Source organism: Herbaspirillum sp. CAH-3 (assembly GCF_009668275.1).
In the GTDB taxonomy this organism is placed as follows: Bacteria; Pseudomonadota; Gammaproteobacteria; order Burkholderiales; family Burkholderiaceae_D; genus Herbaspirillum; species Herbaspirillum aquaticum.
The window spans coordinates 1-21,664 of sequence record NZ_VSWE01000032.1 but is presented as its reverse complement, the minus strand read 5'-3'; the positions used below and the strand labels follow the sequence as shown (position 1 = coordinate 21,664).

General features: G+C 64.0%; 18 protein-coding genes. 5 read left to right on the top strand and 13 right to left on the bottom strand.

The annotated features are described in order from the left end of the window. Positions 1 to 289 precede the first annotated feature (289 nt). Positions 290 to 1,333 (bottom strand): rod shape-determining protein, encoded by a 1,044-nt coding sequence (locus FYB76_RS25950; RefSeq protein ID WP_006465688.1) that lies wholly within the window; start codon positions 1,331 to 1,333, stop codon positions 290 to 292. 359 nt (positions 1,334 to 1,692) lie between these two features. Between FYB76_RS25950 and gatC the strand changes: the two genes are divergently transcribed. The 3 genes from gatC to gatB all read left to right on the top strand — a co-directional run bounded on the left by gatC (position 1,693) and on the right by gatB (position 5,041). Continuing rightward, positions 1,693 to 1,995 (top strand): Asp-tRNA(Asn)/Glu-tRNA(Gln) amidotransferase subunit GatC, encoded by a 303-nt coding sequence (gene gatC, locus FYB76_RS25945; RefSeq protein ID WP_034340681.1) that lies wholly within the window; start codon positions 1,693 to 1,695, stop codon positions 1,993 to 1,995. 73 nt (positions 1,996 to 2,068) lie between these two features. After that, a complete protein-coding gene (gene gatA / locus FYB76_RS25940; RefSeq protein ID WP_088755466.1) occupies positions 2,069 to 3,535 on the top strand; it encodes an Asp-tRNA(Asn)/Glu-tRNA(Gln) amidotransferase subunit GatA in 1,467 nt (488 codons plus the stop codon). A gap of 45 nt (positions 3,536 to 3,580) precedes the next feature. Beyond that, positions 3,581 to 5,041: an Asp-tRNA(Asn)/Glu-tRNA(Gln) amidotransferase subunit GatB gene (gene gatB / locus FYB76_RS25935; RefSeq protein ID WP_154135540.1), complete on the top strand. Its 1,461-nt coding sequence runs from the start codon at positions 3,581 to 3,583 to the stop codon at positions 5,039 to 5,041. Positions 5,042 to 5,111: 70 nt separating this feature from the next. Here the strand turns inward: gatB and FYB76_RS25930 are convergent, their stop codons facing one another. Next, positions 5,112 to 6,035, bottom strand: coding sequence for a cupin-like domain-containing protein (locus tag FYB76_RS25930; RefSeq protein ID WP_154135539.1), 924 nt, complete (start codon positions 6,033 to 6,035; stop codon positions 5,112 to 5,114). Between the two features lie 155 nt (positions 6,036 to 6,190). Here FYB76_RS25930 and FYB76_RS25925 point away from each other — a divergent pair, with 155 nt between their 5' ends. After that, positions 6,191 to 7,081, top strand: coding sequence for a TauD/TfdA family dioxygenase (locus FYB76_RS25925; RefSeq protein WP_154135538.1), 891 nt, complete (start codon positions 6,191 to 6,193; stop codon positions 7,079 to 7,081). On the opposite strand, the gene FYB76_RS25920 is transcribed toward FYB76_RS25925, so the two are convergent. The 11 genes from FYB76_RS25920 to FYB76_RS25870 form a co-directional block, all read right to left on the bottom strand. Next, on the bottom strand, positions 7,045 to 8,649 hold the full coding sequence (locus tag FYB76_RS25920) for a methyl-accepting chemotaxis protein (protein WP_088755470.1): 1,605 nt from the start codon (positions 8,647 to 8,649) through the stop codon (positions 7,045 to 7,047). The genes FYB76_RS25925 and FYB76_RS25920 overlap by 37 nt on opposite strands. A gap of 219 nt (positions 8,650 to 8,868) precedes the next feature. Next, entirely contained in the window at positions 8,869 to 10,362 is a 1,494-nt protein-coding gene (locus FYB76_RS25915; protein WP_154135537.1) for a M81 family metallopeptidase, read from the bottom strand. Positions 10,363 to 10,399: 37 nt separating this feature from the next. Next, positions 10,400 to 11,659: a Zn-dependent hydrolase gene (locus tag FYB76_RS25910; RefSeq protein WP_154135536.1), complete on the bottom strand. Its 1,260-nt coding sequence runs from the start codon at positions 11,657 to 11,659 to the stop codon at positions 10,400 to 10,402. Between the two features lie 35 nt (positions 11,660 to 11,694). Next, positions 11,695 to 12,399 (bottom strand): ABC transporter ATP-binding protein, encoded by a 705-nt coding sequence (locus FYB76_RS25905; protein WP_088755473.1) that lies wholly within the window; start codon positions 12,397 to 12,399, stop codon positions 11,695 to 11,697. Next, a complete protein-coding gene (locus FYB76_RS25900) occupies positions 12,396 to 13,163 on the bottom strand; it encodes an ABC transporter ATP-binding protein (RefSeq protein WP_154135535.1) in 768 nt (255 codons plus the stop codon). Before FYB76_RS25900 ends, FYB76_RS25905 begins: the two co-directional genes overlap by 4 nt. Continuing rightward, a complete protein-coding gene (locus FYB76_RS25895; RefSeq protein ID WP_154135534.1) occupies positions 13,160 to 14,158 on the bottom strand; it encodes a branched-chain amino acid ABC transporter permease in 999 nt (332 codons plus the stop codon). Before FYB76_RS25895 ends, FYB76_RS25900 begins: the two co-directional genes overlap by 4 nt. Before the next feature lie 52 nt (positions 14,159 to 14,210). Beyond that, the gene (locus FYB76_RS25890; RefSeq protein ID WP_154135533.1) at positions 14,211 to 15,077 is read right to left on the bottom strand and encodes a branched-chain amino acid ABC transporter permease; all 867 of its coding nucleotides are present in this window, start codon (positions 15,075 to 15,077) and stop codon (positions 14,211 to 14,213) included. A gap of 80 nt (positions 15,078 to 15,157) precedes the next feature. After that, complete coding sequence (locus tag FYB76_RS25885; protein WP_083859848.1) at positions 15,158 to 16,351, bottom strand: ABC transporter substrate-binding protein; 1,194 nt, start codon at positions 16,349 to 16,351, stop codon at positions 15,158 to 15,160. Positions 16,352 to 16,719: 368 nt separating this feature from the next. Beyond that, the gene (locus tag FYB76_RS25880; protein ID WP_154135532.1) at positions 16,720 to 16,914 is read right to left on the bottom strand and encodes a hypothetical protein; all 195 of its coding nucleotides are present in this window, start codon (positions 16,912 to 16,914) and stop codon (positions 16,720 to 16,722) included. 14 nt (positions 16,915 to 16,928) lie between these two features. After that, positions 16,929 to 18,422, bottom strand: coding sequence for a CoA-acylating methylmalonate-semialdehyde dehydrogenase (locus FYB76_RS25875; protein ID WP_154135531.1), 1,494 nt, complete (start codon positions 18,420 to 18,422; stop codon positions 16,929 to 16,931). A 36-nt stretch (positions 18,423 to 18,458) separates the two neighbouring features. Further along, positions 18,459 to 19,787 (bottom strand): aspartate aminotransferase family protein, encoded by a 1,329-nt coding sequence (locus FYB76_RS25870; protein ID WP_088755575.1) that lies wholly within the window; start codon positions 19,785 to 19,787, stop codon positions 18,459 to 18,461. A 336-nt stretch (positions 19,788 to 20,123) separates the two neighbouring features. Here FYB76_RS25870 and FYB76_RS25865 point away from each other — a divergent pair, with 336 nt between their 5' ends. Next, positions 20,124 to 21,542, top strand: coding sequence for a PLP-dependent aminotransferase family protein (locus tag FYB76_RS25865; protein WP_154135530.1), 1,419 nt, complete (start codon positions 20,124 to 20,126; stop codon positions 21,540 to 21,542). Positions 21,543 to 21,664 lie beyond the last annotated feature (122 nt).

Below are 21,664 nucleotides of genomic sequence, written 5' to 3'. Positions count from 1 at the left end.
GTGACCGGCTGCAGGCGGATAACTCACTTCCTGCGTCGAAAACGGTAACAAAAAGGGGAGCCGAGGCGTTCTCGCGACCCCGCAGCCGCCGACACTGCCTCAGTTGCGCACGCGGCGTGCGCATCCTGTGGCTGGTCGGCGTGAACGGCGTCATATCGAACGGTTCGGTTCCCCACTCATCCGGCAGTACATTGCTGCCGGTTCATGCTTTGCTGCCTGGGCCTGCTGTCGGGCAGGCCCCTGTACCTCGGTACTGTCCTGTCGTGCTGGCCAGACCTTGCTGGCCGGCTTACTCGGCCGAGAAGATCGAGCCCAGCTTGTCCATGCGGTCCAGCGCCATGCCCGAGCCGCGCACCACGCAGGTCAGCGGATCTTCGGCCACGATCACCGGCAGGCCGGTTTCTTCCATCAGCAGGCGGTCCAGGTCGCGCAGCAGGGCGCCGCCACCGGTCAACATCATGCCCTTTTCGGCGATGTCGGCACCCAGTTCCGGCGGGGTCTGTTCCAGCGCGTTCTTGACGGCCGAGACGATGTTGTTCAGCGGATCGGTCAGGGCTTCCAGGATTTCATTGCTGGAGATGGTGAAGGAACGCGGGATGCCTTCGGACAGGTTGCGGCCCTTGACTTCCATTTCCTTGACTTCCGAGCCGGGGAAGGCCGAGCCGATTTCCTTCTTGATCGCTTCGGCGGTCTGTTCGCCGATCAGCATGCCGTAGTTGCGGCGGATGTAGTTGACGATGGCTTCGTCGAACTTGTCGCCACCCACGCGCACCGAACCCTTGTAGACCATGCCGCCCAGCGAGATGATGCCCACTTCGGTGGTGCCGCCGCCGATGTCGACCACCATCGAGCCGGTGGCGTCCGAGACCGGCAGGCCCGAGCCGATGGCGGCGGCCATCGGTTCCTCGATCAGGTAGACCTGGGATGCGCCCGCGCCCAGCGCGGATTCACGGATGGCGCGGCGTTCCACCTGGGTCGAACCGCAGGGGACGCAAATGATGATGCGCGGGGAGGGGCGGAACAGCTTGGAGTCATGCACCATGCGGATGAATTGCTTCAGCATCTGCTCGGTGACGGTGAAATCGGCGATCACGCCGTCCTTCATCGGGCGGATCGCCTCGATGTTGCCGGGCACCTTGCCCAGCATCTGCTTTGCTTCCTTGCCGACCGCCTGGATGGTCTTCTTGCCGTTGGGACCGCCTTGCTGGCGGATGGCCACCACCGACGGCTCGTCCAGCACGATGCCATGGCCGCGCGCGTAGATCAGCGTGTTCGCGGTGCCCAGGTCGATCGCCAGATCGTTCGAGAAGTAACTGCGGAGAAATCCAAACATGAGTTGTCCTGATGCGCCCGCGAGGGGGCGCCTAGCTTTTTGATAGGGGGAGGTGTCCGTTCATGCTGCGGCGACGCGAAAATCAGGCGCCTGCAAGGCATTAATCCGACATTCTACCTTATAATTCCCGAGAAACCAGCACGCCGGTTTGCCAAAAATGTCAGCATCCCGGGCGCTTCCGGCGGCCATCTGGCGCGGGTTTGCCGTTTTTCAAGCGATTCACGCCATGACCCGGTCGACCCGCCGCGCAAGTGAACTTGCCAATGGCGCCGAGGCTGCAGAAAACGCCTTGCGGCCGCAGCGGCTACGGGTCTTCCAATTTCAACATCACGCGGCGCGCCAGGCGCGTCCTTTCGACCATGTCTCTAGCCCTTTCCGACGTCAAACGCATCGCCAACCTGTCCCGACTGGAGCTCACCGAGGCCCAGGCCGGCGCCACCCTGGACAAGCTCAATGGCATCTTTGCCCTGGTGGAGCAGATGAAGGCCATCGATACCTCCGGCGTGGAACCGCTGTCGCACCCGATCGCCGCCATCGAGCCGGCGCTGGCGCTGCGCCTGCGCGAAGATGCCGTGACCGAATCCAATCGCCGCGACGACTACCAGCAACCGGCCCCGGCCACCCAGGATGGCCTGTACCTGGTGCCCAAGGTCATCGAATGAACCCGGCGCCTGGCACCCGCCACCGTCCGCTTCCGGCCCAGCCGGCCCGCAAGACCGCAGCGTAATCGACTCCATGCACAAGCTCACCCTCAAAGAACTGTCCGCGCAACTGCAAGCGCGCAAGATTTCCGCCACTGAACTGGCGACCCTGTTCCTGGACCGCATCGCGGCCAGCGACCTCAATGCCTTCCTGCACGTGGACCGCGACCTGACCCTGGCACAGGCCAAAGCCGCCGATGTGCGCCTGGCTGGCAATGATGCCGGTCCTTTGACCGGCGTGCCCATTGCACATAAGGACATCTTCGTCACCCGCAACTGGCGCACCACCGCCGGTTCGCGCATGCTGCAGGACTATGTGAGCCCCTTCGATGCCACCGTGGTGGAGCAGTTCAATGCGGCGGGTACCGTCACATTGGGCAAGCTCAACTGTGACGAATTCGCCATGGGCTCCAGCAACGAGAACTCGTTCTATGGTGCGGTCAAGAACCCCTGGGACAAGACCGCCATCCCCGGCGGCTCCTCGGGCGGCTCGGCCGCTGCCGTGGCCGCGCGCCTGGCACCGGCCGCCACCGCCACCGACACCGGCGGCTCGATCCGCCAGCCGGCCTCGCTGTGCGGCGTGACCGGCATCAAGCCGACCTATGGCAGCGTGTCGCGCTACGGCATGATCGCCTTCGCCTCCTCGCTGGACCAGGGCGGCCCGATCGCCAAGACCGCCGAAGACTGCGGCCTGCTGTTGAACGCCATGACCGGCTTCGACGAACGCGATTCCACCAGCCTGCAACGCCCCAAGGAAGATTTCACCCGCTCGCTCAACCAGGGCCTGCAAGGCCTGCGCATCGGCGTACCCAAGGAATTCTTCGGCGCCGGCCTGGCCGCCGATGTGGAAGCGGCCGTGCGTGCTGCCCTGGCGGAGTTCGAGAAGCTGGGTGCGACCCTGGTCGATATCTCGCTGCCCAAGACCGAGCTGTCCATCCCCGTGTATTACGTGATCGCCCCGGCCGAAGCCTCGTCGAACCTGTCGCGCTTCGATGGTGTGCGCTACGGCCACCGCGCCGCCGACTACAAGGACCTGGCCGACATGTACAAGAAGTCGCGCGCCGAAGGCTTTGGCGACGAGGTCAAGCGCCGTATCCTGGTCGGTTCCTACGTGCTCTCGCACGGCTACTACGACGCCTATTACCTGCAAGCCCAGAAGATCCGCCGCCTGATCGCCGAGGACTTCCAGCGTGCCCTGGCCGGCGAGAACCGCCAGTGCGACGTCATCATGGGCCCGGTCTCGCCCACCGTCGCCTGGGACCTGGGCGACAAGACCGATGACCCGGTGGCCAACTACCTGGCCGACATCTTCACCTTGTCCACCAGCCTGGCCGGGTTGCCGGGCATGTCCATTCCTTGCGGATTCGGGCAGGGCGAGAAGAACGGCAAGCGTCCGGTCGGCCTGCAGATCATCGGCAATTATTTCGACGAGGCGCGCCTCTTGAACGTGGCGCACCAGTTCCAGCAGGCCACTGACTGGCACCTGCGCGAACCGGCCTGATCCCTGGCCCTCGTCACCAACAACAGCATTCGCAAGGACAACATCATGCAGTGGGAAGTCGTCATCGGCCTCGAAACGCACACGCAGCTTTCGACCCAATCCAAGATCTTCAGCGGCAGTTCGACCCGCTTCGGCGCCGAGCCCAACACCCAGGCCAGCCCGGTGGACCTGGCCTTGCCGGGCGTGCTGCCGGTCCTGAACAAGGGCGCGGTGGAACGTGCGATCCAGTTCGGCCTGGCCATTGGTGCCACCATCGCACCGCGCTCGGTGTTCGCGCGCAAGAATTACTTTTATCCTGACCTGCCCAAGGGCTACCAGATCAGCCAGTTCGAGATTCCGGTGGTGCAAGGCGGCACCATGTCCTTCGCCGTGGAGAAGGAGGGCAAGACCGAGATCAAGACCATCAACCTGACCCGCGCCCACCTCGAAGAGGACGCCGGCAAGTCCCTGCACGAAGACTACCAGGGCATGACCGGCATCGACCTGAACCGCGCCGGTACGCCCTTGCTGGAAATCGTCACCGAACCCGAGATGCGCAGCGCCGCCGAAGCCGTCGGCTACGCCAAGGCCCTGCATTCGCTGGTGGTGTGGCTGGGCATCTGCGATGGCAACATGCAGGAAGGTTCCTTCCGCTGCGACGCCAACGTTTCGGTGCGTCCGGTCGGCCAGGAGAAATTCGGCACCCGTTGCGAGATCAAGAACCTGAACTCCTTCCGCTTCCTGGAAGAGGCCATCAACTACGAAGTGCGCCGCCAGATCGAGCTGATCGAGGACGGTGGCACCGTGGTGCAGGAAACCCGCCTCTACGATCCGGACAAGAAGGAAACCCGTTCCCTGCGCAGCAAGGAAGACGCGCAGGATTACCGTTACTTCCCCGACCCCGACCTGCCGCCGCTGGCCATTTCGCAGGAGTGGATCGAGCGCGTCAAGACCACTATGCCCGAGCTGCCCGGCGCGATGCGCGAGCGTTTCGTGGCCGAGTATGCGTTGCCGGAATACGATGCCATGGTGCTCACGCAATCCAAGGGCATGGCTTCCTACTTTGAAGCCGTGGTGGCTGCCGCGGGCAAGGACCAGGCCAAGCCGGCCGCCAACTGGCTCATGGGTGACGTGGCTTCCACGCTCAACCGCGAAGATACCGACATCGCCGATGCACCCGTGAAGGCTGCACAACTGGCGCTGCTGTTGAAGCGCATCGCCGATGGCACCATCTCCAACAAGATCGCCAAGGAAGTCTTTGCGGGCATGTGGGAAGCAAGGTCCGACAAGGATTCTCTTGCTGATGACATCATCAAGGCGAAGAACCTGACGCAGATCACGGATAGCAGTGCGCTGGAAGCCCTCGTGGACCAGGTGTTGGCGGCCAATGAAAAGTCGGTGGCGGAATTCCGTGCCGGCAAGGAACAGGCCATCAACGCCCTGATCGGCCAGGCCATGAAGGCCACACGCGGGACGGCCAATCCGGCGCAATTGACTGAACTGCTGCGCAAGAAGCTGGCGGGCTGATTCCACCGGCTGAGCCGTCAAGCAATACGGAAATGAACCTCGCGCCTGGCAACGGACGCGGGGTTTTTTCTTATGCGGCCAGGACCAGCGGCCGCCCCCGCGCCCAGCGATTGCTCGACAGCGAGAAGGTCAATGAACTGACCTGGTGATACCAACCCGCCGGGATGTAGAGCATCTCCCCCGGCTGCACCTCGCAGCACACCAGCGCCGCCTGGCGCGCCAGCGGGAAGCGTTCCAAGTCCGGATGATCCGGATCGAAGGGCGACCCGAACAGGATGGCGTTGGCCTCCCTGGGATAGAGATACTGGTCATGATGGGGCGGTGCCAGCCAGACGCGCTTGCTGCCCCACACCTGGGCGAAGACATTGTCGTCATAGTCGCAATGCAGCGGCGTGATGCAACCGGCAGGCCCGATCCAGAAGCGCGGCGGCCCCATCTTCTCGAAGAAGTTGGGCCAGTGGCACAGGCGATTCAATTCCCGCAATTCCAGATTGCCCAGATAGGGCGGCAGCCCGCTCTCATCGGCCAGCGCCTGTTCCAGGTAATCGACCAGCGTCATGTCCTGCATGGCGCGGTCCGGCGCGAAGGCGGTGTTGATGTAGTCGCCCACGCGGGCACGCACCGGCAACTGCCCGAAGTGTTCCCGCAGCGCTTGCACCGACATCGCCGAGAGCGGCCAGCGGCTGGCCATGCCCGTCATGATGAAAGGCAATCCCGCCCCTGCCCGTTCGCGGAAGGCTGCCGTCTTCTGCGGGCCGATGCGTGCGATTTCATGCACTGCGGGCAACACGGCACTGGCCTCGCGGATGGCTTCACGCATCTCGGCTACCGAACGCACGCCACGCACCTGGGCATCGCGCTGGTCGCGTGCCGCCTTGCGTGCAGCAGCCTCTTCCGCGCTCAGGCCGCTGACATCGGGGCGTGGCGGCAGGGACCGTGCCGCAGGATGGGCGGTTCCGGGGTGAAGTGAAGGAGAAGGCGTGGACGGTTTCATCCTCGCCATTTTAATGGGGTTGCAGCAGTCCCTATCTCGATTGCCGCATAAGGATATGAATTCTTCTTCCTTGTTCCGGGGTAGCCGGGGGAGTGTAATGAGCGTTTGGCCAGCCGGACATGCGCCGGGCTGGCACCGCCTACACAGGAGCCCCCATGTCGCTCGCCACACTGGAACGCACGCAGCAGACGCAACAACATTTCGAGATTCGTCCTTTCGACGCCCCGCTGGGCGCGGAAATCGTCGGCCTGGACCTGAACCTGCCGGTCTCGGCGCAAGAGCTGGCGCGCATTCGCGGCGCCCTGGTCGAGCATGGGGTGGTGGTGTTTCGCGAGCAGCGCATCACGCCGCAGCAGCACATCGACTTCAGCCGCCGCTTCGGTCCGCTGCAGGTGCACGTGCTCAACCGCTTCCACCTGGCCGGGCATCCGGAGATCCTGATCGTCTCCAACGTGGTCGAGAATGGCAAGCCCATCGGCCTGGTCGATGCCGGCGCGGACTGGCATTCGGACCTGTCCTACATGCCCAAGCCCAGCCTGGGCGCGCTGCTGCATTCGCAGGAATTGCCCGCCGAACGCGGCGATACGCTCTACGCCAATACCGCGGCCGCCTGGGACAGCCTGCCCGCTGCGCTCAAGACCCAACTCGAAGGCAAGCGTGCCGTGCACTCCTACGTTTACCGCTACGAGCGACTGCGCAAGCTCTCGCCGTGGCGCCAGCCGCTGACCCGGCAGCAGATCGATGAAGTGCCGCCGGTGGAGCATCCGGTGGTGATCACCCATCCCGAAAGCGGCCGCAAGATCCTGTTCGTGAGTGAAGGTTTTACGTCGCACATCATCGGCATCCCGCGTGACGAAAGCGATGCGCTCCTCAAGGAACTGCACGCCCACATCACCCGTCTGGAGAATGTCTACACGCACCACTGGCAGGCGCACGACATGGTGTTCTGGGACAACCGCAGCACCCAGCACTACGCCGCGATCACCCCGCAACACCTGCGCCGTACGCTCTATCGCACCACCGTCGAAGGCGACGTACCGCGCTGAGCTTGGGCGCCCGGTAACGCTACCGCGCTGGTATCAAGCCGAAATACGCTGACCGCTTCAGTCAACGAGGCCGCCTGATCCTGCATGGATCGCGCGGCCGCTGCTGCTTCTTCCACCAGCGCGGCATTCTGCTGTGTGGCTTCATCGATATGCGTGATGGCCAGGTTGACCTGTTCGATGCCATCACTCTGTTCCTGGCTGGCCAGCGTGATCTCGCGCACGATCTCGGTCACGCGCGCCACACTGTGCACCACCTCCTGCATGGTGTCACCGGCCTGGGCCACCAGGCGGCTGCCATCGCCGACCTTTTCCACCGAATCCCCGATCAGCTGCTTGATCTCCTTGGCCGCCGACGCTGAACGCTGGGCCAGCGAGCGCACTTCGGAGGCCACTACCGCAAAGCCGCGTCCCTGTTCCCCTGCGCGCGCCGCTTCCACAGCGGCATTGAGCGCGAGGATGTTGGTCTGGAAGGCGATGCCATCGATCACGCCGATGATGTCGGCGATCTTCTGCGACGAAGCGTGGATCTCGCCCATGGTCGCCACCACCTGCTCCACCACCGCACCGCCCTGGCTGGCCACCTGTGAGGCCGATGCCGCCAGTGCATTGGCCTGGCGCGCATTGTCGGCGTTCTGCTTGACGGTGGAGGTGAGCTGTTCCATGGCCGATGCGGTTTCTTCGAGCGAGCCGGCCTGCTGTTCCGTGCGCGCCGACAGGTCGAGGTTGCCGGTGGCAATCTCGCGCGAAGCGACGTTGATGGTGTCGGTACCGGAACGCACGCGCCCCACGATGTCCTGCAGGTTGCCATTCATGGACTTGAGCGCGGCCAGCAGTTGTCCGGTTTCGTCCCGGCTGTTGGCCTCGATACGTGAGGTGAGGTCGCCTGCGGCCACCGTTTCCGCGATGCTCACCGCCTGGTTCAGCGGGCGCGTGATGCTGCGCGTGAGCAGCCAGGCCAGTGCCGCGCCCAGCACGATTTCCAGCGCACCGAGCATGAGCAGCATGCTGCGGCCTGAACGATAGTCGCCGTTGATTTCAGCGGCGGCCTGGTCGATCACCTTCTTCTGGTAATCGGCATAGCGCAGCACGCTGTCGGCGTACTCATCCATCATCTTGACCAGCGTGGTATCGGTCATCTCGCGGGCGCGGGCATCGTCGCCGGCGGTCTTGATGTCGAAGATCTTTTGCCGCGTATCGCGATAGGCGGCACGCAGCTTGCCCACTTCCGCGAACAGGCGTTTTTCTTCGGGATCGGTGATGGCCGCTTCCACCTGCTTCTGCAGCTGGCTGATCTTGGCCGATTGCGCATCGATCTGCTTCTGGAAGTATTGCTGGAAGGCATCGTCATCGCTCTTCATGACGGCGAAGGTGCGCACCCCGTTTTCCTTGATGGCCGCGTGCCACTGCACGGCATCGCGCTCTTTCTTCAGCGCGATCTGCGTCATTTCGTCGGTGGCGTCCCCGATATTGCCCAGTCGCCACACGCCCAGGCCGACCATCACGGCCATCAGCATCAGCAAGGCAATGAAGCCGATGGCCAGGCGTACGCCGATCTTGAGGTTTTTCATCCCGTCTCCCCTGATTGAGTTAGGCGGCCGGCGGCTGGAGTGCTGTTTTGCGGTTGTTATCGTGAGCCGGGCGCAGACAGCAAGGAAGGGCCCCCCTCCTTGCTGTCTTTGCAGGCTAACACAGGCCTTCGCCGGCACGGCACAACTCGGGAATATCCCGATGCCGTGGTGTTGTATTACGGCAAAGCGCATCGGCCCGCAGGGCAGGCCCGCTGGGTGTTACCAGTCCATGGCCGGATCCAGCGGATAGATCGGCCGACGCACCTTCTTGATCGGGAACAGCCGGAAATTGGCGCTGGTCGGGCCGCCGCTGTCGGAATCGCACTCCACCAGCGCGCGGCTGATGGGCACGAAGACCGGACGGCAATACATGCGCGACTTCAGGATCAGGAAGGTTTGCTGCGCCGGGTCGAGACCCAGGCTGGTGAAGACCCCGAGGTCATACGGTTCGACCCGCTCTTCAGTGACCACGATGCGGGCCGCACCGATGTCCAGCAGCACGCTGCGCCCCATCTGCAAGGTCGAGCCGGTGTAGATCGGCCCGGTGACGGTGAAACGGCCATCGCTGATGGCCGATACCTTGCCGGTATAAACCGGCGGCGTCTTGGTAATGCCCTGCGCCGCCAGGTCCACCTTGTTGCCCACGGCCAGCGTGACGGTCGCGCCCACACCGGCTTGCACCAGCTGTGCCACCGCTTCCGGGTCGCTCACCGGGCCCACGGCAATGCCCGTGAGGCCCGCCTGCAGCGCCGCTTCCAGCACGTCCATGGTATTGCAGGTGCCGCCCGACATGACGTTGTCGCTGTGGTCCAGCAGCAGCACCGGACCCTGTCCCGGCGCTTCGCTCAATGCGCGTGCCTGCGCCAGCGATTCGGCCAGCGGCAGGCTGTCATAGACGAAGTCGTCACGTTCATTCCAGATCTGGCGTGCAATGCGCCCGGCCACGGCATCCGCCAGTGCGGCGTCGTTCTCGGTGACTACCACCACCGACATCCCCGCATCGCGGAAATCCGACAGGGGAAAGCCCGCCAGCACCGACACCGCCAGCACGCCCGCCTCCTGCTCTGCGGCTTTGGCTGCCTCCACGGCGCGCTGCATGGCCGAGGCCGAAGTATTGCTGGTCAGCGTGGCCGACAGCACCGGCACCTGGCGCCAGGCCATCCGCGGCTGCGACTTGCCCTGCAGCCGCGCCAGCAGCAGGCGGCCGGCATGCTCGCCGGTCTCGAACATGTCGATGTGCGGATAGGTCTTGAAGCTGACGATCACATCGGCATGCGTGACCATCTTCTGCGTGACGTTGCCATGCAGGTCCAGCGCCACCGCCATGGGCGTATCGGGCGCGATGCGGCGGATGCGTTCGAGCAGCGTGCCTTCGCCATCCTCGGCGTTCTCGGCCACCATGGCACCGTGCAGGTCCAGCAGGATGGCATCGCAGCCACCTTCGATGGCGCGCACGATGGCGTCGCACATCACCGTATAAGCATCGGCCGCCACCGCCGCGCTGGGATTGGCCCAGGCGGCCAGGGGCGTGACGATGTCAGCGCCAATCCGTTCGGCCAGTTCGAGGAAGGCCCCCATGGCAGTACGCGCACCCTTCTGGTCGCGATACGCATCGGCGTCCCATTGCGGGGCGAAGGCTTCAAGGGGAGTGGGAATCGGCGAGAAGGTATTGGTCTCGTGATTCATGCGTGCAATGACGATTTTTGGCTTCATGTTCAGTTTTTTGCATCAATCCAAATGCATGCAATGATCAGTCGGTGACCACACCCGCGCTGGCCAGCATGGCCTGCAGCAGCACGTTGCAGCCGGCTTCCAGGTGCTCGGGGCGGGCGTCTTCGATCTCGTTGTGGGAGACCCCGTCCTTGCAGGGCACGAAGATCATGCCTGCCGGTGCCAGGCGTGCGGCATAGATGGCGTCGTGCCCCGCGCCGGAGACCACGTCCATGGTCTTGTAGCCCAATGCAGCCGAAGCGGCGCGCACGTTGTCCACGCAATCCGGATGGAAGGGGCAGGGCGGGAAGTACGATACCCGCTCCAATTCGATGGACAGCCCGGTCTTCTTGCGCATCGCTTCCAGGTAGGCCAGCAGGTCTTCATGCATGCGCGTGAGCGAATCCTCGCTGACATTGCGCAGGTCGATGGAAAATTTGACCTGGCCCGGAATCACGTTGCGGCTGTTGGGCATCACCTGCACCTGGCCCACCGTGCCGCGTCCATAAGGCGGGTAGCGGTTGGCGATGGCCACCACCTCCTGCATGATGAACGTCGACACCTGCAGCGCATCCTTGCGGATCTCCATCGGGGTCGGCCCGGCGTGCGATTCGAAACCGGTCACCGTGCAGTCGTACCACGACAGGCCCAGCACGGCCGGCACCACGCCGATGACGGTATCGGCATTTTCCAGTACCGGTCCCTGTTCGATGTGCGCCTCGTAATACGCACCGATGGGATGGTCGCCGCAGACCTGGTCACCGATGTAGCCGATGCGTTCCAGTTCGTCGCGCACCTTCTTGCCGTCGATATCGGTGGCGTTGTAGGCATGCTCCAGTGTGAAGGCCCCGCAGAAGACCCCCGAGCCCATCATCACCGGCACGAAGCGCGAGCCCTCTTCATTGGTCCATACCGCCACTTCGATGGGCGCCTCGGTCTGGATGTTGTGCTGGTTCAGCGTACGGATCACCTCAATGCCGGAGAGCACGCCGTAGTTGCCGTCGAACTTGCCACCGGTGGGCTGGGTGTCGATGTGCGAGCCCGTCATCACCGGCGGCAGGGCATTGTTGCGGCCGGGCCGGCGCATGAAGATGTTGCCGATCTGGTCCACTACCACGCTCATGCCTTCAGCGCGCGCCCAGGACGTGACCAGGTCACGCCCCTGCTTGTCGAGGTCGGTCAGGGCCAGGCGGCAGACGCCGCCCTTGGCGGTGCCGCCGATGCGGGCAAGTTCCATCAGTGAATCCCACAGGCGCGTGCCGTCGATGCGCAGGGTGGAGGTTTGTGTTTTCATGTCCATATCGAGTCCTTGTTCGGGTTGGCGGGCGGTAGCCATCAGGCTGCCAGGTTCACGCCAAGATAACGGTCCTTCACGCCTTCATCGGCCAGGAAGGCGGCATTGCTGCCGCTGTAGACGATGCGTCCCTGTTCGACGATGTAGTGCCGGTCCGCCAGTTGCGTACACACTTCCAGATTCTGTTCCACCAGGATGATGGACATCCCGGTGGCCTTGATCTGCCGGATCTGTGCCACGATCTCGTCCACGATCACCGGGGCCAGGCCTTCGACCGGTTCATCCAGCATCAGCACGCGCGGATGCGTCATCAGCGCGCGCGCAATGGCCAGCATCTGCTGCTCGCCGCCGGAGAGCTGGCCGCCGCCATTCCTGCGGCGTTCCTTCAGGCGCGGGAAGATGGTGTAGACCTCGTCCAGCCCCCAGGCAGATTCCTTGCGCGCGGCCATGGTCAGGTTCTCTTCCACGGTCAGCAGCTTGAAGATGCCGCGATGTTCCGGCACCAGGCACACGCCGCGTGCCGCGATCTTGTAGGAGGGCAGGCCGCTGACCACCTGGCCCTCGAAAATCACGCGTCCCTGCGCCGGCGGCACCACACCGACGATGCTCTTCAAGGTGGTGGTCTTGCCGGCGCCATTGCGTCCCAGCAGGGTCACCACTTCCCCGGCATCGACCTGCAGCGACACGCCCTGCAGGATGTGGCTCTTGCCATAGTAGCCGTGAACGTCTTCCACTTGCAGGATCATGCTTTGCCTCCCGTGATCATGCTGCCGAGATAGGCCCGGCGCACGCGTTCATCGCTGCGGATCTCGGCCGGCTTGCCCTGCGCCAGGATCTGGCCCAGCTGCATGACCGTGATGCGGTCCGAGATATCCATCACGATATCCATGTTGTGTTCGATCAGCACCACCGTGTAGTCGCGCCGCAGCCCGTGGATGAGCTGTTTCATCTCGGCGATGTCATCGATGCCCATGCCCGAGGTCGGCTCGTCCAGGAAGATCACCTTGGGCCGCCCGGCCATGGCCATGCCCACCTCCAGCCGGCGTTGCTGTCCATGTGAAAGTTCTGCACAGGCCCGCCCCGCCACCGCCTGCAGCGACAGGCGCGCCACCAGCTCATCGGCCAGTGTGCAGGTGGCCGTGAATTGTTCGGCACGTTTCCAGGGATTCAATGCGGCCAGCGGCGAACGGCCCTGCGCGGCCAGCCGCAGGTTCTCGCGCACGCTCAGGTTGGGGAACAGGCTGGTCACCTGGAAGGAGCGCGCCAAGCCTTTCTGCACCCGGCGGTTGCCCGGCAGGTGCGCCACTTCCTCGCCCTCGACCAGGATGCTGCCCTCGGTGATGGGCGTGGTACCGGTCAGGGTATGGAACAGCGTGGTCTTGCCCGCGCCGTTGGGGCCGATCACCGAATGCACGGTGCCGGCCTCGATGTCCAGCGTGATGCCATTGACGGCGGTGAATTTGCCGTAGCGCTTGGTGACATTGACCGCTTGCAGGATGGGGCGGTTCATGAGTGCTTCTCCTTGGTCACGGTGGTGGCCTGGGCCGCGTCATCCTTGCGGCCGCGCACGGCGTCGATGAGCTTCATGGCCAGGCCGAACAGGCCCTTCTGCATGTAGAGGCTCACTGCAATCAACAGCAGCCCCAAGAGCATCAGCCAGCGCGGCCACAGCGTGGAGAGCCAGTTGCCCACCAGCACGTAGAAGCTCGCGCCCAGCACCGAGGCAAACAGGTTGCCGGTGCCGCCAATGACGGTCATCACGAGGATCGCCTCACTGGTGTGATATTCGATGTTCGACAGCGGTGCCACGCCGGTCATCATCGCGTGCAGTCCACCGGCCAGACCCGTCACCGCGCCCGAGATCACGAAGGCGGCCAGTTTCAGCAGCCGCACGTCATAGCCCAGCGCCGAGGCGCGCGCTTCATTCTCGCGCACCGCCAGCAGGGTCTTGCCCAGCACCGAATCGACCACCCGCTGCAGCAGCCAGAACACCACCACGAACAGGATCGCCACCACCGTGTAGTACTGCCACGAGGAAGCCGTCGGCAGCAGCGTCAAGCCCAGCAGCGACAGCGGCGGACGCGGGATGTCCAGCAGGCCGTTGTCGCCGCCGGTGACGTCCTTCATCGTGTAGGCCAGGAAATAAAACATCTGGGCGAAGGCCAGCGTGAGCATCACGAAGTAGGTGCCGCGCTGGCGGATCGAGAACCAGCCCACCAGCAGCGCCACCAGCGCCCCGCCCAGGGCGGCCAGCGCCAGCGCCGGCAGCAGCGCGAGCTTGAACTGCAGCAGCACCACGCCGGTGGTATAGCTGCCCACGCCAAAGAAAATGCCCTGTCCAAAGGACATCAGGCCGGTATAGCCCAGCAGCAGGTTGCAGCCCAGCGCAGCCAAGGCGAACACCAGCACTTCGGTGGCCAGCGTGCCGGAGGGCAGCAGCAGCGGCAGCAACAGCACCACGGCGGCGGCCAGCAGGGTGTAACGGAAATGCGCAATCTGTTTCATGAAAGCCTCTGTGCAGAAAACGTCAGGTGGCGTCAGTTGACGTAATGCGGCCTCAGGCCGCGCCGGGCCGGCCCAGCAAGCCATTCGGACGCAGCAGCATCACCGCCGCCATGGCCACGTAGATCATCAGGTGCGCCCCTTCGGACCAGACCGTGCTCATCACGCTTTGCACGATGCCGACCAGGATGCCGCCGATGAGCGCGCCCCAGAAGCTGCCCAGCCCGCCGACCACCACTACCACGAAGGCGATGCCGAGCGCCTCGACCCCCATGAAGGGATCGGCGCCGCGTATCGGCGCGGCCAGCGCCCCGGCCAGCCCGGCGGTGGCAGCACCCAGGGCGAAGACCAGGCTGAAGATGCGCTGGATGTTCAGGCCCAAGAGGCTGACCATTTCGGTCGATTCCGATCCGGCCCGCACGATCGAACCCAGGCGCGTGCCTTCCAGCACCCACCACAAGAGCAGCGCCATCACGGCGGTCAGGCCGATGACGAAGAGGCGGTACTTGGGATAGACGAAGCCGCCCCACATCACCACGCCCTGCAGCAGGTCCGGCGGCGAGACATTGTTGCCCAGCGGTCCCCAGACCGAGATCACGGCTTCCTGGATCACCAGCGCCATGCCGACCGTGAAGAGGATGTGGAAGTGATGCGGCAGGGCATACACGTGGCGCAATACAAAGCGCTCCACCACCCACGCAAACAAGCCCACGGCCAGCGGCGCGATGAGCAGGGACCACCAGAAATCCAGGCCACGGCTGGTGGCCTCGTAACAGAGATAGGCGCCCAGCAGGAAGAAGGCGCCATGTGAGAAATTGACGAAGCGCAGCAGGCCGAAGACGATCGACAGGCCCACCGCCAGCAGGAAGTAGAGCATGCCGATGCCCACGCCATTGGCGATCTGCAGCAGATAGATGTTCATGGAACCTCGTGACGATGATGCAGCAAATGCGGCCTGTCCCCGCAACCGGCGGACAGGCCCTGAACCTCAAGCCGGGGGCATCACAGCTTGCACTGCGTCTTCTCCAGCGCCAGGAAGGACTTGCCGGAGGAGACGATGTCGGCATAGTCATTCTTGTTGGCCATCTTCGCCTTGGCCTTGCCCTTGAGCAGGTAATAGTTCTTGATGACCTGGTGGTCGCCCTTGCGGATTTCCTCGGTACCGGTCAGGCCCTCGTATTTCATGCCTTCCATGGCCGCGATCACCGCCTTGGGATCGGTGCTGTTGGCCTTGATGATGGCGTCCAGGATGATCTTGGTACAGATGTAGGAACCGGCCAGGCTGTAGTTGGGATCGATCTTGAGATTGTCGTTGACCAGCTTGACGAATTCCTTGTTGAAGGGTGAATCGATGGCGTGCCAGTACTGCGCGCCGAAGTAGACGCCGTCGCAGATATCGGCGCCCAGGGTCTCGAACTGTTCCAGCCCCGAGGCCCAGGCCATGAGGATGGTGCAGTTGTTCTTCATGCCGAAGCTGACCGCCTGGCGCAGCGTATCCGAGGATTGCGAACCGAAGTTGAGCAGCAGCAGCACATCCGGCTTGGCCGCCATGGCATTGGTGAGATAGCCGGAGAACTCCTTCTCGGTCAGCGAGTGGTAGCTGTTGCCCACGTGCTCGATGCCCTTTTCCTTGAAGATGTTCTTGGCCGCCGACAACAGGCCTTCGCCGAACACGTATTGCGGCGTGATGGTGTACCAGCGCTTGGCATTGGGCAGCTTTTCCAGCAGCGGACGCACGGTCTGTTCGATGGCCCCGAAGGTGGGTACCGACCAGCGGAAGGTGGCGCGGTTGCAATCGCTGCCGGTGATCTCGTCGGCGCCTGCGGTGGTGATGAAGACCGCGCCGGCCTTGTCGGCTTCCTTGCCCATGGCCAGCGCTTCGCCCGAGAGGATGCCGCCGGCGAAGAAGCGCGTGCCCTTCTCGATGGTTTCCTGCATCTTGCGCACCGCCGTGGCGGGCTTGCCTTCGGTATCGAGGGTGACGTAGCTGGTGCTCTTGCCCAGTACCTTGCCGTATTTCTGCAAGGCCAGTTTCATGCCCATGTCGGCGAACTTGCCGTTGGCGGCGAAGGGGCCGGACATCGGCACCGGACAGCCGAAGGCAATGCTCTCGGCCTGGGCAAAGACATCGTGGTAGCTCAATGCGCCCGGCGCGGCCAGTGCGGACAGTTTCAGGAAATTGCGACGGCTGATCATGCTTGTTTCTCCCTCGAGGCTAACGATTGACAGATGACATCCATGGAATTGCGCAATGCTGCAGTACTGCCCGTCAACGCAAGTTCCATGCCCGTGCTTCCTGGAAAACTTAGGAAAGCCGGGCAAGGATGATTTGCATGGACGTGTGGAATCCTCCGCCACGAACGGACGGAAAAGAGTGGGTCAACAGGGTCGCACCGTCTTGCGCAGCCGCTGCAAGACAGGACGTGACAAGCCATAAAACGCTGCAGCAGCGCGCCTTTGCGCCGCGTGGCGTGAGCCGTCATGGGGCTCCTCCTGCCGCTCTTGCGAGCGTGTCTCCAAATGTGGTTTGCCGTTCTCCCGTGCTGCCGGTGTGTCTCCACCGGTCATCCACGACGGTCTGGTTTTCTAAGTTTTATTGCTTTTGGTGCAGGCTCTCCAGCCACTTCCTGCGGGCTGGGAAGCCTGACGTTTCCTGCACCGTGCCTGACGTTTTCTGCACCAACAAGACCGATGCCGATCGCTCGGGCAGGTGCTTCATCATACGCATCCGCCAAAGAAAAACGGCATGAAAATTTCATGCCGTTGATCCTGTTTATTTCATCTGCGGGAACGCGAATTCCGCACCGGCACTGGCCGTATTGGGCCAGCGCTGCATGACTGCCTTGGCCCGCGTGTAGAAGCGCACGCCTTCCGGTCCGTACATGTGATGGTCGCCGAAGAGACTGCGCTTCCAGCCGCCGAAGCTGCTGAAGGCCATGGGTACCGGCAGCGGCACGTTGACCCCCACCATGCCCACTTCGATCTGGCGCACGAACTCGCGCGCCACGCCGCCGTCACGGGTGTAGACCGCCACGCCATTGCCGTACTCGTGCGCATTGATCAGTTCGACTGCGCTGGCGATGTCCGGGCAGCGCAGCACGCACAGCACCGGCCCGAAGATCTCTTCCTTGTACACCGTCATCTCCGGGGTCACATGGTCGAGCAGGGTGCCACCGACAAAGAAGCCTTTCTCGAAACCCGGTACCTGGTAGCCACGGCCATCCACCACCAGGGTCGCGCCTTCTTCCACGCCACGGCCGATGAGGCTTTCGATGCGTTCCTTGGCAGCCGCGGTCACCACCGGCCCCATCTCGGCGCCGGCCGCCATGCCTTCGTTGATCTTCAGCTTGCGGGCGCGCTCGGCCAGTGCGGCCACCAGTTCATCACCGGCACTGCCCACGGCCACTGCCACCGAGATCGCCATGCAGCGCTCGCCGGCCGAGCCGTAAGCCGCGCCCATCAAGGCGTCCACGGCCAGCTGCATGTCGGCGTCGGGCATCACCACCATATGGTTCTTGGCGCCGCCCAGGGCCTGCACGCGCTTGCCCTTGGCCGAGCCACGGGCGTAGATGTATTCGGCAATCGGGGTCGAGCCGACGAAGCTGATGGCCTTGACCTGCGGATGATCCAGCAGGGCATCGACAGTCACCTTGTCACCCTGCACGACGTTGAAGACGCCATCGGGCAGGCCGGCTTCCTGCAGCAGGTCGGCGATCAGGAGCGCGGCCGAGGGATCGCGCTCGGAGGGCTTCAACACGAAGCAGTTGCCACAGGCGATGGCGATGGGGAACATCCACATCGGCACCATGGCCGGGAAGTTGAACGGCGTGATGCCGGCCACCACGCCCAGTGCCTGGCGCATCGACCAGGCGTCGATGCCGCGGGCGATCTGGTCGGTGTATTCGCCCTTGAGCATCTGCGGGATGCCGGCGGCGAACTCGACGATCTCGATGCCGCGCGCCACTTCGCCCTGGGCATCCGAGAAGGTCTTGCCGTGCTCGCGCACGATGATGCGGGCGAAGTCGTCGGCGCGCTGCTGGATCAGGTGCAGGAAGCGGAACAGCACGCGCGCCCGGGTCAGCGGCGGGGTGTTGGACCAGGCCGGGAAGGCGGCCACACCGGCCTGCACCGCCGCATCGACCTCATCGGCCGTGCCCAGTGCCACCTGCGCCACCGGCACGCCCTGGGCCGGGTTGAAGACATCGGCATAGCGCCCGCTCTTGGTATCGACGCGTGCGCCGCCGATGTAGTGTGCAATCTTTTCCATGAATCTTTCTTGCGTCATTGCTTGGGTGAAGGGGGATCAGGCCAGGGTCTTGAGAATGGCCGCCAGCTTGCCGAACAGTTCGTCGATCTGCTGCTTGTTGATGATCAGCGGCGGCGACAGGGCGATGATGTCGCCGGTGACGCGGATCAGGATGCCGTCATTGAAGGCACGCACGAAGGCGTCATAGGCGCGGGCACCCACGCGGCCCTGGATGGAGGACAGCTCGATACCGGCGATGAGGCCAATGGTGCGCACATCGATCACGTGCGGCAGGCCGCGCAGGGAGTGCGCCGCTTCCTGGAAGTAGTCGGAGACCGCTTGCGCATTCTCCAGCACGCCTTCGGTCTGGAACACCTCCAGCGAAGCCAGCCCGGCGGCGCAGGCCAGCGGGTGGCCGGAGTAGGTGTAGCCGTGGAACAGCTCGATGCCGTCCGGACCGTTCATGAAGGCGTCGTGGATCTCCTTCTTCACGAACACCGCACCCATCGGCACCACGCCATTGGTGAGGCCCTTGGCGGTGGTGAAGATATCCGGTTCCACATCGAAGTAGTCGGACGCAAAGGGCGTCCCCAGGCGGCCGAAGCCGGTGATGACTTCATCGAAGATCAACAGGATGCCGTGCTTGGTGCAGATCTCGCGCAGGCGCTTCAGGTAGCCCTTGGGCGGGATCAGCACGCCGGTGGAGCCGGCCACCGGTTCCACGATCACGGCGGCGATGTTGGAGGCGTCGTGCAGGGTGACCAGGCGTTCGAGCTCATCGGCCAGGTGCGCGCCGTATTCCGGCTCGCCCTTGGTGAAGGCGTTCTTTTCCAGGTTGTGGGTATGCGGCAGGTGGTCCACGCCCGGCAGCAGCGCGGTGCTGAAGGTCTTGCGGTTGCCGCCGATGCCGCCCACCGACATGCCGCCGAAGCCCACGCCGTGATAGCCGCGCTCGCGGCCGATCAGGCGGGTGCGGGTAGCGTTGCCCTTGGCGCGGTGATAGGCCAGGGCGATCTTCAGCGCCGTATCCACCGCCTCCGAGCCGGAGCCGGTGTAGAACACGTTGGCGAAGCGGTTGCCGGTGTAGGCCTTGAGGCGCTCGGCCAGTTCGAAAGCGCTCGGGTGGCCGAGCTGGAAGGAGGGCGCATAGTCCAGCGTGGCCACGGACTTCTGCACGGCCGAGACGATCTTGGGATGGGCGTGGCCCAGCGGCACGCACCACAGGCCTGCGGTGCCGTCCAGGATGGCATTGCCGGCGTCGTCGCGGTAGTGCATGCCTTCAGCCGACACCAGCATGCGTGGCGCGGACTTGAAGTTGCGGTTGGCAGTGAAGGGCATCCAATAGGCCGACAGGCTGGAGGGATGCGTTTGGTCTTGGCTGGACATGGCAGGCACCGTGAAAAAGGGAGAATTCGGGAAAAAATCGAGAGTGCTTGATTATTGCCAGACAGCGCCCGCATTGTTAGCTACACTTTTGATTTTCGTTGGAAACTGTATTGGTCCGTGGAGTGAACTGTATTGCTCCATCTGATGGGAAGCGTTTGCTTGCGTCGCGTCGGCGGGCTCACCGGCATGCCCCTGTTCATGCGGAATGCCGCCAGATCCCGGTCGTCCGCGCACGCCAGTACAGTGACCAATACAGTTCTGTTTTTATCCATACACTTTGGCTGGCTGGAGCAATGCAGTCGCCCGCCAACCCCACACACTGTCAGGAAGAACCCCATGGCCAAGCCCGCCAGCGCGCCGCTGCAACTGGATTTGAAACGCAAGACAGCCGCCCGCCTGGTGGAGCAGGTGACCGATGGCCTGGCCGGCCTGATCGAGTCGGGTGAATTGCGCTCCGGCGAGCGCCTGCCCTCGGTGCGCCAGTTTGCGCAGCATCACGACATCGGCTCTTCCACCGTGGTGGAGGCCTATGAGCAGCTGGTGGCGCGCGGCATGCTGCAGGCCCGGCGCGGTGCGGGTTTCTTCGTGGCTGCACGGGCCGGGCAATCCGGGGCGCGTGCCGTTTTCGTGCCGCCCGAGCCGGTGATCGACTCGGCCTGGCTGCTCTCGGAAATGTTTGCCGATGAGCGCGTGCCCATCAAGGCCGGCTGTGGCTGGCTGCCCGGCAAGTGGCTCAACGATGAAGGCCTGCACCAGGCCGAGCGCCGCATCATCCGCTCGCCCGGTGCGCAGCAGGTCGGCTATGGCCATCCCTATGGCTATGCCCCGCTGCGCCAGCTCATCACGCAGTTCCTGGGCCACTGGGCGCTGGAGCTGGGCATCGAGCAGGTGCTGACCACGCACGGCGCCACGCAGGCGCTGGACCTGATCATCCGCACCATGACCCAGCCGGGCGATACGGTGATGATCGACGATCCCGGCTATTGCAACCTGATCGCCATGCTGCGCCTGGCGGGCTTGAACGTGATCGGCGTGCCGCGTACGCCTGGCGGCGTGGAGTCGGACATGCTGGAGACCCTGGCGCGCCTGCATCATCCCAAGATGTTCTTCACCACCAGCGTGCTGCAGAACCCGACGGGAACCTCCTATACGCCGGCCTGCGCCATGCGCGTGCTGCAGGCCGCGGAGCGTTATGGTTTCTGGGTGGTGGAGGACGACATCTTCCGCGAACTGGGGCAGGCCACCGATCCCATGCTGGCCGCCCTGGATGGCCTGCAGCGCGTGATCTACGTGGGCAGTTATTCCAAGACCATCGCCCCTTCGCTGCGGGTGGGCTACATCGCCTGCCAGCGCGAACTGGCGCGGCAGATCGTGCATACCAAGATGGTCTTGACGCTGACCAATTCGGAGATCAACGAGCGGCTGGTGCACAACGTGCTCACCGAAGGCCATCACCGACGCCATGTGCAGACGCTCAATGCGACCCTGCTCAATGCCCAGTCCACCCTGAACGCCAAGCTCACCGAAGTCGGTTTGACGCCCTTCACGGCGGCGCGCGGCGGCATGTTCAGCTGGGCCACCATCGAGGGCTGCGAACTGTCAGCGCGCGAGATCGCGGACCGGGCGCGGCAGAAGGGCATCTGGCTGGCACCGGGGGATTTCTTCCATCTGTCGGCGCCGCACAAGACCAGCTTCCGCTTCAATGTGGGGTATGCGGATGTGCCGGAGTTGTTTGATTTTTTGCGGGGGTTGTAGGCCGGGCTAGGTCGAATGGTTACGCGGCCGCACGCACCAGTGCGTCACGCGTGGCCCTGCTGATGGGCAGCGAGCCGCTGTGGGGAGCGCTCATTGCGGTGGTGTGGATGCAGGAACACCTG

Bases quoted from the DNA above. Each gene is read 5' to 3' on its own strand.
- FYB76_RS25865 (WP_154135530.1), top strand. From the start codon at position 20,124: ATGGCCAAGCCCGCCAGCGCGCCGCTGCAACTGGATTTGAAACGCAAG.
- gatC (WP_034340681.1), top strand. From the start codon at position 1,693: ATGTCTCTAGCCCTTTCCGACGTCAAACGCATCGCCAACCTGTCCCGA.
- FYB76_RS25920 (WP_088755470.1), bottom strand. From the start codon at position 8,649: ATGAAAAACCTCAAGATCGGCGTACGCCTGGCCATCGGCTTCATTGCC.
- FYB76_RS25880 (WP_154135532.1), bottom strand. From the start codon at position 16,914: ATGAAATTTTCATGCCGTTTTTCTTTGGCGGATGCGTATGATGAAGCA.
- gatA (WP_088755466.1), top strand. From the start codon at position 2,069: ATGCACAAGCTCACCCTCAAAGAACTGTCCGCGCAACTGCAAGCGCGC.
- FYB76_RS25875 (WP_154135531.1), bottom strand. From the start codon at position 18,422: ATGGAAAAGATTGCACACTACATCGGCGGCGCACGCGTCGATACCAAG.
- FYB76_RS25925 (WP_154135538.1), top strand. From the start codon at position 6,191: ATGTCGCTCGCCACACTGGAACGCACGCAGCAGACGCAACAACATTTC.
- FYB76_RS25885 (WP_083859848.1), bottom strand. From the start codon at position 16,351: ATGATCAGCCGTCGCAATTTCCTGAAACTGTCCGCACTGGCCGCGCCG.
- FYB76_RS25900 (WP_154135535.1), bottom strand. From the start codon at position 13,163: ATGAACCGCCCCATCCTGCAAGCGGTCAATGTCACCAAGCGCTACGGC.
- FYB76_RS25950 (WP_006465688.1), bottom strand. From the start codon at position 1,333: ATGTTTGGATTTCTCCGCAGTTACTTCTCGAACGATCTGGCGATCGAC.
- FYB76_RS25930 (WP_154135539.1), bottom strand. From the start codon at position 6,035: ATGAAACCGTCCACGCCTTCTCCTTCACTTCACCCCGGAACCGCCCAT.
- FYB76_RS25895 (WP_154135534.1), bottom strand. From the start codon at position 14,158: ATGAAACAGATTGCGCATTTCCGTTACACCCTGCTGGCCGCCGCCGTG.
- FYB76_RS25890 (WP_154135533.1), bottom strand. From the start codon at position 15,077: ATGAACATCTATCTGCTGCAGATCGCCAATGGCGTGGGCATCGGCATG.
- FYB76_RS25910 (WP_154135536.1), bottom strand. From the start codon at position 11,659: ATGGACATGAAAACACAAACCTCCACCCTGCGCATCGACGGCACGCGC.
- FYB76_RS25915 (WP_154135537.1), bottom strand. From the start codon at position 10,362: ATGAAGCCAAAAATCGTCATTGCACGCATGAATCACGAGACCAATACC.
- FYB76_RS25870 (WP_088755575.1), bottom strand. From the start codon at position 19,787: ATGTCCAGCCAAGACCAAACGCATCCCTCCAGCCTGTCGGCCTATTGG.
- gatB (WP_154135540.1), top strand. From the start codon at position 3,581: ATGCAGTGGGAAGTCGTCATCGGCCTCGAAACGCACACGCAGCTTTCG.
- FYB76_RS25905 (WP_088755473.1), bottom strand. From the start codon at position 12,399: ATGATCCTGCAAGTGGAAGACGTTCACGGCTACTATGGCAAGAGCCAC.